Consider the following 15,437-nt stretch of genomic DNA (forward strand, 5'->3'; position numbering starts at 1 on the left):
GGCTCGGTGGCCGAACTGTCAGTGGCTGCCTACCGGGTGGCGGTCGGCAGCGGGAGCAGATGGCGTTCGGTCAGGTGGCCGACCCAGTGGCGGTGGCACCGGGGGCAGGCGGGGGCGCCGTCCGTCGAGTACGGGGACGGGGTCGGGAAGCCGGAGTGCGAGAAGGCCTCCCAGTCGGCCCCGTCCTCGTCACGGTAGTGCTGGACGTCGTAGTTCGCGGTCCACCGGTGCCAGCACTGCCCGCAGGTGAACTCGACGTGTTCCACAGCCAGTTCGGTGATCATGGCGACACTCCTCGGTGTGGAGCGGGCGCCGGTCGGGCCAATCGGCGCATTCCCTCCCGTAACGGTCAATCCAACTCCGTTCGCGGGCCGCTGGCAAGGGGGTGTCGGAGGTCGGTTGCCGCTCCTCGCGGCGGGGCCGCGCCCGTGGCCGGAGCCGTTCGGCAGTACCGGAACGACTGCGCTGACAGCGGGTCACGGCGTGAACTAGGATGAACGCCATCCAATTGGCGGACCCGTGCATGCCAGGCGGGCCGGGAGGTGTGCGATGACGGAAGCCGAGGACGCGGTACGGGGAACGGCGGCCGACGCCGGGACCGGGGCTTCGACGACCGAACTGCCGAGAACTGGCCCGGAGACGGCGGGGGAGCCGACCGTGCGGGAGTCGACGGCGAGCGCCGGCAGGACGGGCGCCGCCAGCACGCTGGCCGAGAAGATCGACGGTCTGTTCCGGGTCGTCCGGCGGCCCAACCGCGAGCAGTACAGCCACGAGGAGGTCGCCAAGGCCTGCCGGGGGGCGACCGGCGAGACCTTCTCCGCGACCTACCTCTGGCAGCTGCGCACCGGCCGGCGCGACAATCCGACCAAGCGGCACCTGGAGGCGTTGGCCCAGTTCTTCCAGGTCCCGGTGGCGTACTTCTTCGATGACGAGCAGGGCGCGGTGATCGCCCAGGAGCTGGAACTGCTCGGCGCCCTACGGGACGCTGGGGTGCGCAGCGTCGCACTGCGCGCGGTCAACCTCTCGCCGGAGGGCGTGGGGACGATCAGCGACCTGATCGACGTGATCGCGCGGCGCGAGGGCGGCAGCGCGAAGGGCTGAGCGGGCGGGTGGGCCCGTCGGCCTCGTCAAGGGGAGGGATGCACGGGTGTTCGGGCGGCGGGCGCGGCGTGGGCGGACCTGGCAACGGTGTCAACAGACCGTGGCGGCACTGGAGTTACCTGACCCGTTCGACGCCGTGCGGTTCGTCGCCGGGCTGGCCGAGCGGCGCGGTCGGCCGATCGAGCTGATCCCGGTCAGCGGGCGCCCCAACCTCCCGTGCGGCCTGCTGGTCACCACCGACCAGGCCGACTGCATCCTCTACTCCGCCGACACCACCCCGCTGCACCAGCAGCACATCCTGCTGCACGAGGCCGCGCACCTGATCTGCCGGCACGACGAGACCGCGCCGGCCGCCAAGGTGCTGCTGCCGCACCTGGGTTCGGAGCTGGTGCAGCGGGTGCTCGGGCGCACCGTGTACACCGAGCCGCAGGAGCGCGAGGCGGAGCTGGTCGCCTCGATGATCCTGCACCGCGCGGTGCTGGACGGCGGCGGGCGCGGGGGTGGCGGCAGCGGCGGGGCGTCGTGGACGGAGTCGGTGTTCGGGAGTCCGGGGGGTGCGTAGTGGTCGCGCCCGGACCGGCTGACCTGGCGGCCTACGGGTCCGCCACGCTCTTCCTGGCCTTCGCCGTCCAGCGGCTCGCCGCGCTGCGTGGTCATCGCGGCAACCGCGGTGACCGGGTGAGCCTGTACGCGGGCGGTTTCGCGCTCTGCATGGCCGGCGGCCTGGTGGCGCTGGCCCCCAGCACGCTGGCGGCGGTGAGCATCGGCTCGAACCGCGAACTGACGCTGCTCTTCGGGGACCTGCTGAAGACCGGCGCGGTCGGCCTGCTGGCGCTGATCGCCCTGCTGCTGCAGGGCCCGCGGGACGATCCGGCGGCCGCCCGGGCCCGGCTGCGCCGGTGGCTGGTGGCCCTGCTGGTGGTGCCGCTCGCCCTGGTGCTGCTCTACCGCAGCGCCCACATCACCGACCGGGGGCAGGAGTTCATGGTGCACGGCTGGCGGCGCTGGCCGCTGGCCGGCTACGACCTGCTGTTCGGCGGCTACGGAGCCGCCTGCCTGGTGGTGCTGGGCTCGGTGCTGGCCCGGCAGACCCGGCTGGCGACCGGGAACCTGCTGCGCACCGGCCTGCGGCTGATGACGCTGGCGGCGGGCGTGGGCGTGCTGTGGTGCGCCTGGACGCTGGACGACGTGCGCGATGTGCTGCTGCACGCGCAGCAGAAGGGCGGCGAGGACACCGTCTCCAACCTGGTCGGGGTGGTCTGCGCGGGCCTGACGGTCAGCGGGGCGACGGCGACGGTGTGGGGCGGCACCCGGTGGGGTGCGCGGATCACCGCCCCCGTGCGCTGGTGGCGGGCCCGGCGTAGCTACGCGGTGCTCGGGCCGCTGTGGGAGGCGCTGCACCGCGCGATGCCGGAGATCGCGCTGGGAGAGGGTGGCGAGGGGCGGCGACTCGCCCTGCGGGACGCGGAGTTCGCGCTGTACCGGCGGGTCATCGAGATCCGGGACGGGCAGTTGGCGCTGCGCCCCTACGTCGGGGAGCAGGTGGCGGTCTGGGTCGCCGAGGAGCAGCGGGCGGGCGGCCTGCGCGGCCCGGACGGTGCGGTGGACGGCGCGGCGGTGGAGGCGGCGACGCTGGCCGCCGCCCTGGAGGCCGCCCGGGCCGGGCAGCGCTGCCGCGACGCGACGGTGACCGGGGTGCCGCAGCCGGTCCCCGGCCCGGGCACGGTGGACGCCGAGGCGCAGTGGCTGATCCGGGTCGCGGCGGCCTTCGACGCGTGCGCGGCGGTCGCGGCGGTCCGCCGCCGGGCTGTTGAGGCGTTGGCGGCCCTGGAGGGGAGCGGGGCGGGGGCGGGCGGGTAGCGATGGAGCATCATGGCGGGCATGAGCAGCCCACGCAGACGTGCTGAGTTCTTCATCGACCCCGCGCAGGACCGGACCTACACCGGACCCGCCACCGGGGACGAGCGGGCCATGCTGGTCGACTTCCTGGTGGCCGGGCGGGCCACCGTGCGGCTCAAGTGTGCGGGCCTGGCAGCCGAGTTGGCGCTTCGCTCGGTGGAACCGTCGACGCTCTCGCTGCTGGGCCTGATCCGCCATCTCGCGGAGGTGGAACGGCGCTGGTTCCGCCGCGTGCTGGCCGGCCAGCAGGCGCCGCCGCTCTTCGTCTCGGCCGCCCGGCCCGACCAGGACTTCGACGGCGCGGTGCCCGATCCGGCGGTGATCGCCGAGGCCTGGCAGGCCTGGGACGCCGAGCGGGCGTTCGCCGACGACTTCATCGCCGCCGCGCCCGACTTCGACGTGGTCGGCGAGGACGTGTGGCGCGGGACGGTGTCGCTGCGCTGGGTGCTGCTGCACGTGATCCGGGAGTACGCCCGGCACGGCGGGCACGCCGACCTGCTCCGGGAGCGGATCGACGGGGCCGTCGGACTGTGAGCGGATGACGTCCCGTCAGGCGGGCTACTCCGGCAGCTCCGGCGCCTCGGGCAGGTTTGGCGGCTGCGGCAACTCGGGCGGCTCGGGAAGCTCGGGCGGCTCGGGCAGCCGAGCGGGCTCGGGCAGGTGACTGAACGGCAGATGCGGGATGTCGGGCAGCTCCCCGAGCTCGGGCAGGTCCGGCGGCTGCGGCAGCTCGGGCGGTTCGGGGAGCTCGGGCGGCTCGGGGAGGATCGGCATGGCGACTCCAGCGGAGAGTGCGGCATCCATGGCGGACGTACCGTCAGATCATCCTCAGGTCGCTCGGGCGCCGACAAGGGGCGTGGCCGAAATCGATCACGGCCGCCGGGACCGAGCCGGGCGTTTGCCGACCCCCCGCCGCCGGGTTCACGCTGGAGGGGAGCAGGAGGCAGGCCATGCGAAATCACTGGGATGTCGAGCTGAGTTTCGAGGAAGACGGCGTGCACACGTTCTGTGACGCCCGGCTGCTGGGTGCCCGGGCCCCGGGGCTGGCCGGCCACGGCGAGGCGCTGCGCAGCATGGACGACCGCCCACTGGCCAGGATCGGCGAGGAGGTGGCCGCCTGGCGGGCGCTGGACGACCTGGCGCACAAACTCCGGGCGCAAGCGGCCGGCGAGATCGACGACGAGGGGCACCGGCCCGCGTACCTGATCTACTGACCGGCCGGGCGACGAGGGTCTCAGCGGGCGGTCGAGTCCTCGTGCTGTTCGCGGCTGGCCCACCAGCTGGCCAGCAGTCGCAGGGACTCGGCCGAGTTCGACGCGGGCTCGGCGTGGTAGGTGAGCAGCGTCTGGTCCGGGTCGGCGGGCAGCGCGAAGGTCTCGTAGCGCAGCGCCAGGGGGCCGACCACCGGGTGGTGCAGGTTCTTCGTGCCGTACCCCTTGTCGGCCACGTTGTGGGTCGCCCACAGTCGCCGGAAGTCCTCGCTCTGCACCGAGAGTTCGCCGACCAGCGCGCACAGGCGCGGGTCATCGGGGTCGCGGCCGGCCTCCAGCCGCAGTATGGCGACCACATCGGTGGCCTTGCCCTGCCAGTCGACGAAGAGTTCGCGGGCCGCCGGGTCGCGGAAGATCTGCCAGGCCAGGTTGCGCTGCTCGGCCGGCAGCGCCGCGTAGTCGCCGAACAGCGCGCAGTACAGCGGATTCCAGCTCAGCACGTCCATCCGCCGGCCCAGCACGCAGGCCGGGACCGAGTGCATCACGTCCAGCAACTGCTGCAGTTCGGGTCGGACCCGCTGCGGGCGGACGGCCGCCCGCGAGCGGCGGTGCACGGGGCGCACCAGGCGGGACAGGTGCTCACGCTCGGCCGGGCTGAGCCGCAGCGCGGCAGCGATCGCCTCCAGGACGGTGCTGGAGACGTTCTCGGCGTGGCCCTGTTCGAGCCGGGTGTAGTAGGCGACGCTGACACCGGCCAGCTGGGCCAGCTCCTCGCGGCGCAGCCCGGGGACCCGTCGGCGGCCGCCGTAGTAGATCAGGCCCACCTCCTGCGGCTGCAGCCGGGCCCGGCGGGACCGGAGGAACTCGCTCAGTTCGGTGCGCTGGTCCATCCGTCCAGTATGCCCGTGGTGGCGGCCGCCTTCGCAGGGTGTCACTGCCAGTGGTACGAACCGTGGTCCTACGCAGAGTTCGCGCTGGTACCAGGTAGTGGCAGGCGGCAAGCTGGTCTCATGACGCAGACCACTGTCGCCGCTTACGCCTCCCCCGCCCCGAGCGCCCCGCTGGAGCGGACCACCATCCCCCGTCGCGCGCTGGGCGAGCACGACATCCTGATCGACATCAAGTTCGCCGGCATCTGCCACTCCGACATCCACCAGGTCAACGCCGACTGGGGCGTCGGCACCTACCCGATGGTCCCGGGCCACGAGATCGCGGGCGTGGTCGCCGAGGTCGGCACGGGGGTCACCAAGTACGCGGTCGGTGACCGGGTCGGTGTCGGCTGCTTCGTCGACTCCTGCCGCGAGTGCGACAACTGCCGCGCGGGCCAGGAGCAGTACTGCACCAGTGGCATGATCGGCACCTACAACAGCCAGGGCAAGGACGGCCGGCCGACCTACGGCGGCTACTCCACCCACATCGTGGTGGACGAGAACTACGCACTGCGGATCCCCGAGGGCCTGGGCCTGGACGTCGCCGCGCCGCTGCTCTGCGCGGGCATCACCACCTACTCCCCGCTCGCGCACTGGCAGGTGGGCCCGGGCAAGAAGGTGGCCATCGTCGGCCTCGGCGGGCTCGGTCACATGGGCGTCAAGATCGCGCACGCGCTCGGCGCCGAGGTCACCGTGCTGAGCCAGACGCTGAACAAGCGCGAGGACGGCCTGCGGCTGGGCGCGGACCACTACTTCGCGACCAGCGACCCGGCCACCTTCGAGCAGCTGGCCGGCACCTTCGACCTGATCGTCAACACGGTCTCGGCCGACCTCGACCTGAACGCCTACCTGGGTCTGCTGCGCACCGACGGCACCCTGGTGCAGGTCGGCGCTCCCGAGCAGCCGATGCCGGTCTCGCCGTTCGCGCTGATCGGGCAGCGCAAGTCGCTGGCCGGCTCGATGATCGGCGGCATCCGGGAGACCCAGGAGATGCTGGACTTCTGCGCCGAGCACGGCATCGGTGCCGACATCGAGGTGATCGAGGCGACCGCGATCAACGAGGCCTACGCCCGGGTGCTGAAGAGCGACGTGCGCTACCGCTTCGTGATCGACGTCGCGACGATCTGACGGTCCGGCAACGTGACTTGATACCCCCGTTCGAGCAGTGGACGGGGGTATCGTCTGTTGATCGGTTTCTCTACGCTGATCACCCATGAGCCTCCGCGCAGCTCCCCCCGCGATGGCCGCACGTGCCACCAGCGTCGGCGCCTCACCGGTGCGTGACCTCCTCGCGCTGACCGCCCGCCCTGAGGTGATCTCCTTCGCCGGCGGCCTGCCGGCTCCCGACCGGGCCGCGCTGCGGATGTCGTTCACCAACCATCCGCCGGCGGAGATCGCGGAGGGGCTGCGGCGGCTCGCCAAGGTGCTGCCCGCCTGACGGGGCGTCGGCCGACCACTGGCCGGGACTGCTCGCCCCGCCGGTTGGGCGCCGACCGGTGGTCAGTACGCTGACCGTCATGCTCGAACAGACCTCCGCTCCGCAGCGTGCCCCGGTGCCGCCGGAGCGCGGTCCGCAGCGCGCGATGATTCTCTCCAGCTTCGTCAACCGGGTCGGCAACGGGTTGTTCAACACCGCCTCGGTGCTCTACTTCACCCGGGTCGTGCACCTGTCGCCCGGGCGGCTCGGGCTCGGGCTGACCATCGCCGGGCTGATCGGCCTGCTCGCCGGGGTGCCGGCAGGGGAGTTGGCCGACCGGCGCGGGCCGCGCGCCGTGCTGCTGCTGACCCTGGCCGTGCAGACCGCGACCATGGCGGCCTTCCTCTTCGTCCACGGCTGGGCCGCCTTCACCGCGATCGCCACCCTGGACCTGCTCGCGCTCTCGGCGAGCAACGCCGCGCGCGGGGCGCTGGTCGCCCGGATCGGCGGCGAGCGCCCGGCGGAGTTCCGGGCCAGGCTGCGCACCTTCGTCAACCTCGGCGTGGTGCTCGGCACGCTGGGCGCGGCCGCCGCCGTGCAGATCGACACCCGGGCCGCGTACACCGCGCTGATCCTGCTGAACGCCGCCAGCTACCTGGGCTGCGGCCTGCTGCTGCTCCGGGTGCCGGCCTACCCCGCCGTCGCCAGGCCGGCCCGGGCCGGTCGCTGGGCGGTGCTGCGGGACCGGCCGTTCGCGCTGCTCGCGGCCGTCGACGGGGCGATGGGCCTGCAGTACCCGGTGGCCTCGCTGCTGCTGCCGCTCTGGCTGGCCCAGCACACGCACGCCCCGCGCTGGACGGTCCCGGCCGTCTGCGCGCTCAACTCGCTCTGCTGCGTGCTCTTCCAGATCCCGATCGGCTCGCGGGTGGAGACCCCGGGCGAGGGCGGGCGGGCGCTGCGCTGGGCCGGGCTGCTCTTCCTGGTCAGCTGCCCGCTGATGGCGCTGACCGCCGACCTGCCGTCCTGGGCCGCGGTGTTGCTGGTGCTGCCGGCGATGGCCGCGCACAGCCTGGGGGAGGTGTGGCAGTCCTCGGGCAGCTTCGCGCTCGGCTTCGGGTTGGCGCCCGAGCACGCCCAGGGGCAGTACCAGGGGCTGCTCGGGCTCGGCTTCGACACCGGGCAGGCGGTGGCGCCGGCCGTGCTGACCACGCTCTGCCTGGGGCTGGGGCAGCTCGGGTGGCTGCTGCTCGGCGCCTTCTTCGCGGGGCTCGGGTTGCTCGGGCCGCCGCTGGCCGCCTGGGCGGAGCGGACCAGGCCGGGGGCGGGGGCCGCGGTGGTGCGCGGCTCGGTGGGGTGACCCGCTCCGCTGCTATCGGGGCCCGGATCCAGGACCGCTCGGCCGGCCGAACTGCCCCGGGAATTCGTGGGCATATGCCCGCCATGTCGAATTGCGGAATTCGCCGGATTTCGACGGCACGGAGAATGCCAGACGTGATTGGCCGCCGTCCAGCCTATCGAACCCGACTCGGCAACTGCCGTTCAACCGTTCGGCCTTGCCGGTTGAACGGCCTCGCTTCCGTCACCATTTAATGACGCTCGGTCAGATTGAATCTGTCGAGTCCCTGTCAGGCTGGATACGGCGTCAACGAACTCGTGTCGAATCTGTCGACAGCCTGTCAGAACCGCTTGTACGTTGTGGTTCCGATTCGGCACGGCTCCAGGGTGGCGACCCGATCCATTGACCGGCCGGACGGGAGCGGGAGCCCGGGAAGGACGTCAGAGGATGATCACCGGCAGTGAAGTGGCAGCGCGGCCACGTCTACTCCTGGTCGCGACGGGCATGCGGTCCTACCGCGAGTACCTGCTCGGCCCGATCAGCACCGAGTTCAGCGTGCACCTCTTCCACACGGTCGAACCGACCTGGGAGCGCGAGTACTTGACCGGCTGGACGGTGGTGCCCGACACCTACGACGGCCCGGCGCTGGCCGCCACCGCCGCCGAACTGCACCGCGTCGAACCGTTCGACGGCGTGCTGTGCTGGGACGAGGGCCGGATCCACGCGGCCTCGCACATCGCCGAGGCGCTCAAGCTGCCGAACGGTGATCCGGCGGTGATCTGGCGGCTGCGCGACAAGGCGCAGACCCGGCGGGCGCTGGCGGCGGCCGAGGTGCCGCAGCCGGTGTCGATCCCGGTGGGCACCGAGCAGGAGGCGCTGGCCGCGGCCGAGCGGATCGGCTATCCGGTGATCGTCAAGCCGCGTGGCTACGGCGCGAGCATCGGCGTGATCAAGGTGGCCGGACGCGAGGAGTTGCGCAACGGGTTCACCTTCACCCGCACCACCACGCTGCCCGACCCGGTCGTCTTCGACTCCGCCGAGCCGTACCTGGTGGAGGAGTGCGTGACGGGCGAGGAGATCAGCGTCGACTCGGTGGTCCACGGCGGCGTGGTGACCGCGCTCTTCGTCGGCCGCAAGCTGGTCGGCTACCCGCCCTACGCCGAGGAGATCGGCCACTTCGTCTCGGCCGACGATCCCTTGCTCACCGACCCCGGGTTCGCCCGGGTGCTCGCCGAGACCCATGCGGCGCTCGGGTTCACCGACGGCTGGACGCACAGCGAGTTCATGCTCACCGCCGACGGGCCCCGGCTGATCGAGGTCAACGGACGGCTGGGCGGCGACCTGATCCCCTACCTCGGGCGGCTCGCCACCGGGATCGACCCCGGCCTGGCCGCCGCCCGGGTGGCCTGCGGCCTGCCGCCGCACCTCACCGCGACGGCGGGCCGGACCGCCGGCGTGCGGTTCTTCTACGTGGCCGCGGAGGACACCACGATCGACTCGGTCGGCTTCGACCAGGAGCGGTTGCCGGTCGAGGTCGACCGCGCGGTGGCCGTGGCGCAGCCGGGCGCGGTGGTCTCGCCGCCGCCCAAGGGCACGGTCTGGGGCCGGATCGCCTACGCCACCGCGGTCGCCGACTCCCGGGCGGCCTGCGGCCTGGTGCTGGACGCGGCCGAGGCGGCGCTCGTCGTCGTCCCCCGGTGACCGCCGTGCTGGTGATGATCCGTCAGCTTCCGTACGGAGCACGGTAGATGAGCGCTAGGGCGGAACAGCAGGGTGGCCCGGGCCCGTGGGCCACCTTCGTCGAGTCGCCGCTCGCGGTGAAGGCGATCCTGGCCGGCGTGGTGATCAACCGTCTCGGTGCCTTCCTCGGCATCTTCCTGGTGCTCTACCTGACCGCCCGGGGCTACTCGGCCGGCCACGCCGCGTTCGCGCTCGGCGCCTACGGCTTCGGCGGGGTGGCCGGGGTGGTGGTCGGCGGCGCGTTGGCCAACCGGCTGGGCGCGCGCAACGCCACCGTGCTGAGCATGACCGGCTCGGCGTTCCTGCTGGTGCTGGTCTACTACGTGCACAGCTACCCGCTGATCATCGGCTCGGTCGTGCTGGTCGGCCTGTTCCAGACCATCTACCGGCCCGCCTCGGCCGCGCTGCTCTCCGAACTGACCTCGGACGACCGGCAGGTGATGATCTTCGGGATCTGGCGACTGGGGCTGAACATCGGCACCACGCTCTGCCCGCAGCTCGGTTTCGGGCTGTACCGGCTGGGCGGCCACGGGTACGGCATGCTCTTCTGGGGCGAGGCGGCGGTCGCGGTCGGGTACGCGGTGCTGGCCTTCCTCACCCTGCCGGGCAAGGCGGCGGCCGAGGGCATCCCCCCGGCCGAGGACGTGCCGATGGCCGAGGACGCGCCGTCGGCCGAGCCGGTCGAGGCCGGCACGGGGCCACCCGCGCCGAAGGAGAGCTACCTGACCGTCCTGCGGGACACCAGGTTCACCCTCTTCCTGGTGGGCGCGCTGGCGAACGGCATCATCTACGCGCAGTACCTGTCGACGCTGCCACTGGACATCACCCGTGCCCATGTCGACGTCTTCTGGTACAGCCTGGCGGTCTCGATCAACAGCATCGTGGTGATCGTCGTCGAGCTGCCGTTGACCAGGTTCACCCAGCGCCTGCCGGTCAAGCTCACGGTGGGCGCCGGCTTCGCCCTGATCGGCCTCGGTGAGGCGGGTTACGGCCTGCCGCTGGGCGCCGCGGTGATCATGATCGGCACGCTGGTCTGGACGCTCGGCGAGGTCATCGGCGGACCGGCCTTCTTCGCCTACCCTGGTCTGGCCGCCCCACCACGGCTCAAGGCCCGTTACATCGGCAGCTTCCAGCTGATGTTCACCGCAGGCACCGCGATCGGGCCGGTGATCGGCGGCCTGCTGTTCCAGCAACTGGGCCACGGCGTCTGGCCGGTGGTCGCGGTCTTCGGGATCGTGTCGACCGTCTTCGGGGTGGTCGGCGTCCGGTCGGTCCAGCCACCCACGGCGAGCCGGCAGCCGGACCCCGAGCCGGTCAGTGAGGGCGTATGAGTCAACGAGGGTGTCCGAGTCAACGAGGGTGTCCGAGGCGCCGGCGGTTCACCGACGGCGAGTAGGCGGTCCACCGACCGTGAGCAGTCGAGCATTTCGCGACCCTTGGCAGCACAGCCGGCGGTGACCCCGCGCCGGGCGGCTGCCGGCGGGTCCGCGCCAACGCGTACCGCACACATCGCGGCTCCGCCACATGGAGCCGAACTGGTTCTGGCGACACACGTGCCTGGGGGCGCTATGAGAACGAGGGATCGGATTCCCGTCGAGTCGATCCGGCCCGGGGAGTCGCCGCGCTTCGGCGCGGAGGACGAGGAGCACATCCGGCGGCTGGCGCAGACCGACGCCGAATTACCGCCCATCCTGGTGCACCGCAGCACCATGCGGGTGATCGACGGCATGCACCGGCTGGGGGCGGCCCGGCTCAAGGGTGAACCGACCATCGTCGTCGAGTACTTCGACGGCACCGAGGCCGCCGCCTACATCCTGGGCGTGCAGGCCAACGTGGCGCACGGACTGCCGCTCTCGCTGGCCGAGCGCAAGGAGGCGGCCCGCCGGATCGTCGGACTGCAACCGGAGTTGGCCGATCGGGCGGTGGCCCAGCTGACCGGGCTGGCGGCCGGCACGGTCGGCACGATCCGCAAGCTCGCGGGGGCCGAGGCGGCCCAGCGCGGCAGTCGAGTGGGGCGGGACGGGCGGCTGCGCCCGGTCAACGCCGACGAGGGCCGGCGGCGAGCGGTGGAGGTGATCCGCGAGTACCCGGACGCCTCACTGCGCGAGATCGCCCAGGCGGCCGGGGTGTCGCTGGGGACGGCGCACGACATCAAGGCCCGGCTGGACCGGGGCGAGGACCCGATGCGGCGCGAGTCGGCGCGCGGCGCCCGGGAGTTGACGGCGAGCACGGCGGCGGACGGGGTGACGGGTGAGGCGGACATGGCGCCCGTGCCGGACGTAGTGGCCGAACTGGCGCCGGTGGCGGCCGTCCTGGCGGCGATGCGCCCGATCGGGGTGCCCCGCCAGGGCGGCCGGGGGGAGGCGGCCGAGCGACCGGACCGGGCCGACCCGCGGGGCCGCTCGGAGCGCTCCGAGCGCTCGGCGCGGCCCGAGCGGCCCGAGCCGTTCGCCGGCCTGGAGACGCTGCGCCGCGACCCCTCGCTGCGCTTCACCGACCAAGGCCGCGCGCTGCTGATCTGGCTGCACCGACGGCTGGTGGTGGTCGGCGAGGCGGAGACCGAACTGCGCAACATCCCCACGCACTTGCTGCCGGTGGTGGCCGATCTGGCGCGGGAGTGCTCGGACAGCTGGCGCGAGCTGTCGATCGAACTGCAGTACCGTGCCCGCCAGATCGGCTGACCCGGTGGCGCCGGTCCGCTCGCTGATCGGCCATGGCTGCTTCGACGTGCTCCAGTCCACCCGCACCCACCGAGGACTCGACGATGCCTGAGACCGAGCGCACCGCCCGGCCGCGCCGCCTGCTGATGTGCCGACCGCGGCACTTCGACGTCTGCTACTCGATCAATCCCTGGATGCACCCCGAGAAGCCGGCGGACCGCAACCTGGCCCAACTCCAGTGGGAGCGGCTGCGGGAGCGCTATGTCTCGCTCGGGCACGCCGTGGAGGTGCTGGAGCCGCTGCCCGGCCTGCCCGACATGGTGTTCGCCGCCAACGGTGCCACCGTGCTGGACGGCAAGGTGCTGGGCGCGCGCTTCCGCCACGCCGAGCGGACCGCCGAGGGGCCCGCGTACCTCTCCTGGTTCGTCCGCAACGGCTACCAGCAGGTGCGGTGGCCGGAGTTCATCAACGAGGGGGAGGGCGACCTGCTCTGCGTCGGACGGCGGATCCTGGCGGGCACCGGCTTCCGCACCGACCTGCGGGCACACGCCGAGGCCCAGGAGTACTTCGGCCTGCCGGTCACCTCGCTGACCCTGGTCAACCCGAACCACTACCACCTGGACACCGCCCTCGCGGTGCTCTCCGACACCGAGATCATGTACTGGCCCGAGGCGTTCACCCCCGGCACCCAGGGCGTGCTGCGCGAGCTCTACCCCGACGCGATCCTGGCGACCGCCTCGGACGCGGCCGCCTTCGGGTTGAACGCGTTCTCCGACGGCCGCAACGTCCTGTTGCCGCAGGCCGCCCGGGGGCTGATCGCCCAGCTCGAGGAGCGCGGCTTCGAGCCGATCGGGGTCGATCTGTCGGAACTGCTCAAGGCCGGCGGCGGCGTGAAGTGCTGCACCCTGGAGCTGAGGCCCTGAGAAGCTGAAACGGTGCTAGAGCCGCACGCCGACCGCGAAGATCCGGCGGAACGGGAACACCGTGCCGTGCGGCCCGGCCGGGTAGGCCTCGCGCAGTAGCGCGGCGTACTCGGCCGTGAACGCCGCGCGCTCGGCGTCGTCGCCGAGCCGGGTGAGCACCGGGCGCAGCGCCGTCCCCTTGGTCCATTCGAGGACCGGGTCGGGGCCGGTGAGCAGCGTGCTGTAGGTGGTCTCCCAGACGTCCGCCGTGCAGCCGGCGGCGAGCAGCGCGTCCAGGTACACCTCGGGCCGGTGCACGCCGGCCCGGGCCGTGTCCTCGCCGAGCCGCTCGCGCCAGCGGGCGCTGCGGCGCAGCTCGCCGAGCAGCAGGTGGCTGGGCGCCTCGAAGTTGCCCGGCACCTGGAAGGCGATCACGCCGCCCGGCCGCAGCGCCGCCGCCCAGCGCGGCAGCAGCCCCAGGTGCCCGTCGACCCACTGCAGCGTCGCGTTGGAGGCGATCAGGTCGGGCGCGGCCGGTGCCGGGTCGTAGCTCGCGGCGTCGGCCAGCAGGTAGTCCGCGGTCGGCTCGCCCTGCTCGCCGCGCGCGATGGCGAGCATCTCGGCGGAGCTGTCGATCCCGGTGATCGCCGCGTCGGGCCAGCGGCGGCGGAGCTCGGCGGTCGAGTTGCCCGGTCCGCAGCCGATGTCGAGCACGGTGGGCGCGGCGGGCAACTCGGGTACCCGGGCGAGCAGTTCGCGCAATGGGCGGGTGCGCTCGTCGGCGAAACGCAGGTACTGTGCTGGGTCCCAGACGGGGCTGGTCATGGCATGCTCCCAGTTATCTCGATATCAAGATACCTTCTGGAGAGAGCTTGCCGCCGATATATCTTGATGTCAAGAGAACTCGGCTCCTGGGCGCGCCCGGCGCGGCGCGGCATCATGGGCGCATGACGTTCAGCTACCCCGAGGTCGGGGCGACCGGCCGCCCGGGACCGCTGCCCGCCGGCTACCGGCACCTGCGCTACCGCGCCCGGCTGGGGCAGGGTCGCGAGCTGTTCGCGGCGGCCGGCGAGCGGGTGTTGAGCTGGCGGATGCATCGGGATGTCGGGGTGCGGGTGACGGCCACCGCGGCGCGGGCCGCACCCGGTGCCCGGGTGCGGGTGCTGGTCGGGCGCGGGCGGCTGGGGGTGGCCGCGCCGTGCGAGGTCGTCTGGGTGGCGGACGGGCCGACCCGCCGCGGCTTCGCCTACGGCTCGCTGCCCGGGCATCCGGAGTGCGGGGAGGAGGCGTTCCTGGTCGAGCTGACGGCGGATCAGCAGGTCTGGTTCAGCGTCACCGCCTTCAGCCGCCCGGCCGCCTGGTACACCCGCCTCGGCTACCCGTTCGCGGTGCTGTTCCAGGAGCTCTACGCCCGCCGCTGCGCCCGGGTGCTGCGGATCGGCGCGGTCCGGGCGGTGGATGGGGCGGGTCTCAGGACGGCAGGGTGAGGATGCGCGGGCCGTCCTCGGTGATGGCGACCGTGTGTTCGGCGTGGGCGCCGCGGCTGCCGTCGTCGGTGAGCAGGGACCAGCCGTCCGGGGCGGTCAGGTAGGTGTCCCGGCCGCCCGCCAGGAACATCGGCTCGATGGCCAGCACCATGCCGTGCCGCAGTCGCATCCCGCGCCCGGGGCGGCCGTCGTTCGCCACGTGGGGGTCCTCGTGCATGCTGCGGCCCACGCCGTGGCCGCCGTAGCCGGCGAGGATGCCGTAGCCCGCGGCGCGGCCCACGCTGCCGACCGCGTGCGAGATGTCGCCGATCCGGGCGCCCACCACGGCGGCGGCGATGCCCGCCGCCAGCGCGCGCTCGGTGGTCTCGATCAGCGCGAGGTCGGCCGGGCGCGGTGTGCCGACGGTGAAGCTGATCGCCGCGTCGCCGGTCCAGCCGCCCACCTTGGCCCCGCAGTCGATGCCGACCAGGTCGCCGTCGCGCAGCCGGTAGTCGGTCGGGATGCCGTGCACCACGGCCTCGTTGACCGAGCTGCAGATCACCCCGGGGAACGGTGTGTCGGCGAAGCTGGGACGGTAGCCGAGGAACGGCGAGTCGGCTCCCGCGGCCCGCAGCACGCCACGCGCCACCTCGTCCAGCTCCCTGAGCGAGACCCCCACCGCCGCCGCCCGCCGGACGGCGTCGAGCGCGTCGCCGACGACGCGCCCGGCCTCTCGCATGGCGTCCAGCGCCGCGTCCGTCTTGATCTCCACCATG

17 protein-coding genes and 1 pseudogene are annotated in these 15,437 nt (G+C 72.9%); 13 read left to right on the forward strand and 5 right to left on the reverse strand.

The features are described 5' to 3' along the window. Positions 1-29: 29 nt before the first annotated feature. A complete protein-coding gene (locus P3T41_RS30810; protein ID WP_280693863.1) occupies positions 30-284 on the reverse strand; it encodes a hypothetical protein in 255 nt (84 codons plus the stop codon). 265 nt (positions 285-549) lie between these two features. On the opposite strand from P3T41_RS30810, the gene P3T41_RS30815 reads away from it, so the two are divergent. The 4 genes from P3T41_RS30815 (at position 550) to P3T41_RS30830 (ending at position 3,534) form a co-directional block, all read left to right on the forward strand. Beyond that, positions 550-1,101: a helix-turn-helix domain-containing protein gene (locus P3T41_RS30815; RefSeq protein WP_280693864.1), complete on the forward strand. Its 552-nt coding sequence runs from the start codon at positions 550-552 to the stop codon at positions 1,099-1,101. Positions 1,102-1,201: 100 nt separating this feature from the next. After that, positions 1,202-1,663, forward strand: coding sequence for a ParH-like protein (locus tag P3T41_RS30820; RefSeq protein WP_280693865.1), 462 nt, complete (start codon positions 1,202-1,204; stop codon positions 1,661-1,663). Further along, positions 1,663-2,961 (forward strand): MAB_1171c family putative transporter, encoded by a 1,299-nt coding sequence (locus P3T41_RS30825; RefSeq protein ID WP_280693866.1) that lies wholly within the window; start codon positions 1,663-1,665, stop codon positions 2,959-2,961. The genes P3T41_RS30820 and P3T41_RS30825 overlap by 1 nt, the downstream gene beginning before the upstream one ends. A 21-nt stretch (positions 2,962-2,982) precedes the next feature. Continuing rightward, positions 2,983-3,534 carry a DinB family protein gene (locus P3T41_RS30830; protein ID WP_280693867.1) on the forward strand — a complete coding sequence of 184 codons (552 nt, stop codon included), beginning with the start codon at positions 2,983-2,985 and terminating at the stop codon, positions 3,532-3,534. A 24-nt stretch (positions 3,535-3,558) separates the two neighbouring features. Here P3T41_RS30830 and P3T41_RS30835 read toward each other — a convergent pair whose 3' ends face one another. Further along, positions 3,559-3,774, reverse strand: coding sequence for a hypothetical protein (locus tag P3T41_RS30835; RefSeq protein ID WP_280693868.1), 216 nt, complete (start codon positions 3,772-3,774; stop codon positions 3,559-3,561). Between the two features lie 176 nt (positions 3,775-3,950). Between P3T41_RS30835 and P3T41_RS30840 the strand changes: the two genes are divergently transcribed. Beyond that, a complete protein-coding gene (locus tag P3T41_RS30840) occupies positions 3,951-4,214 on the forward strand; it encodes a dsRBD fold-containing protein (RefSeq protein WP_280693869.1) in 264 nt (87 codons plus the stop codon). Between the two features lie 20 nt (positions 4,215-4,234). Here the strand turns inward: P3T41_RS30840 and P3T41_RS30845 are convergent, their stop codons facing one another. Next, on the reverse strand, positions 4,235-5,101 hold the full coding sequence (locus P3T41_RS30845) for a helix-turn-helix transcriptional regulator (protein ID WP_280693870.1): 867 nt from the start codon (positions 5,099-5,101) through the stop codon (positions 4,235-4,237). Positions 5,102-5,221: 120 nt separating this feature from the next. On the opposite strand from P3T41_RS30845, the gene P3T41_RS30850 reads away from it, so the two are divergent. The 7 genes and pseudogenes from P3T41_RS30850 to ddaH all read left to right on the forward strand — a co-directional run bounded on the left by P3T41_RS30850 (position 5,222) and on the right by ddaH (position 13,216). Further along, a complete protein-coding gene (locus P3T41_RS30850; RefSeq protein ID WP_280693871.1) occupies positions 5,222-6,268 on the forward strand; it encodes an NAD(P)-dependent alcohol dehydrogenase in 1,047 nt (348 codons plus the stop codon). Positions 6,269-6,353: 85 nt separating this feature from the next. Next, positions 6,354-6,488: pseudogene (locus tag P3T41_RS30855) on the forward strand (PLP-dependent aminotransferase family protein); the annotation flags it as partial. Between the two features lie 169 nt (positions 6,489-6,657). Further along, on the forward strand, positions 6,658-7,914 hold the full coding sequence (locus P3T41_RS30860; RefSeq protein ID WP_280693872.1) for an MFS transporter: 1,257 nt from the start codon (positions 6,658-6,660) through the stop codon (positions 7,912-7,914). Positions 7,915-8,340: 426 nt separating this feature from the next. After that, on the forward strand, positions 8,341-9,594 hold the full coding sequence (locus P3T41_RS30865; RefSeq protein ID WP_280693873.1) for an ATP-grasp domain-containing protein: 1,254 nt from the start codon (positions 8,341-8,343) through the stop codon (positions 9,592-9,594). Positions 9,595-9,641: 47 nt separating this feature from the next. Then, positions 9,642-10,964, forward strand: coding sequence for an MFS transporter (locus P3T41_RS30870; RefSeq protein ID WP_280693874.1), 1,323 nt, complete (start codon positions 9,642-9,644; stop codon positions 10,962-10,964). Positions 10,965-11,201: 237 nt separating this feature from the next. Further along, positions 11,202-12,314 (forward strand): ParB/RepB/Spo0J family partition protein, encoded by a 1,113-nt coding sequence (locus P3T41_RS30875; protein WP_280693875.1) that lies wholly within the window; start codon positions 11,202-11,204, stop codon positions 12,312-12,314. A gap of 83 nt (positions 12,315-12,397) precedes the next feature. Then, positions 12,398-13,216, forward strand: a complete 819-nt coding sequence (gene ddaH / locus P3T41_RS30880) for a dimethylargininase (protein ID WP_280693876.1) — start codon at positions 12,398-12,400, stop codon at positions 13,214-13,216. Between the two features lie 15 nt (positions 13,217-13,231). Here ddaH and P3T41_RS30885 read toward each other — a convergent pair whose 3' ends face one another. Then, positions 13,232-14,020 (reverse strand): methyltransferase domain-containing protein, encoded by a 789-nt coding sequence (locus P3T41_RS30885; RefSeq protein WP_280693877.1) that lies wholly within the window; start codon positions 14,018-14,020, stop codon positions 13,232-13,234. 122 nt (positions 14,021-14,142) lie between these two features. Between P3T41_RS30885 and P3T41_RS30890 the strand changes: the two genes are divergently transcribed. After that, positions 14,143-14,682 (forward strand): DUF1990 domain-containing protein, encoded by a 540-nt coding sequence (locus P3T41_RS30890; RefSeq protein WP_280693878.1) that lies wholly within the window; start codon positions 14,143-14,145, stop codon positions 14,680-14,682. On the opposite strand, the gene map is transcribed toward P3T41_RS30890, so the two are convergent. Continuing rightward, complete coding sequence (map, locus tag P3T41_RS30895) at positions 14,666-15,436, reverse strand: type I methionyl aminopeptidase (RefSeq protein WP_280693879.1); 771 nt, start codon at positions 15,434-15,436, stop codon at positions 14,666-14,668. The two genes, P3T41_RS30890 and map, sit on opposite strands and share 17 nt — an antisense overlap. Between the last annotated feature and the right edge of the window lies 1 nt (position 15,437).

The organism is Kitasatospora sp. GAS204B, from assembly GCF_029892155.1.
In the GTDB taxonomy this organism is placed as follows: Bacteria; Actinomycetota; Actinomycetes; order Streptomycetales; family Streptomycetaceae; genus Kitasatospora.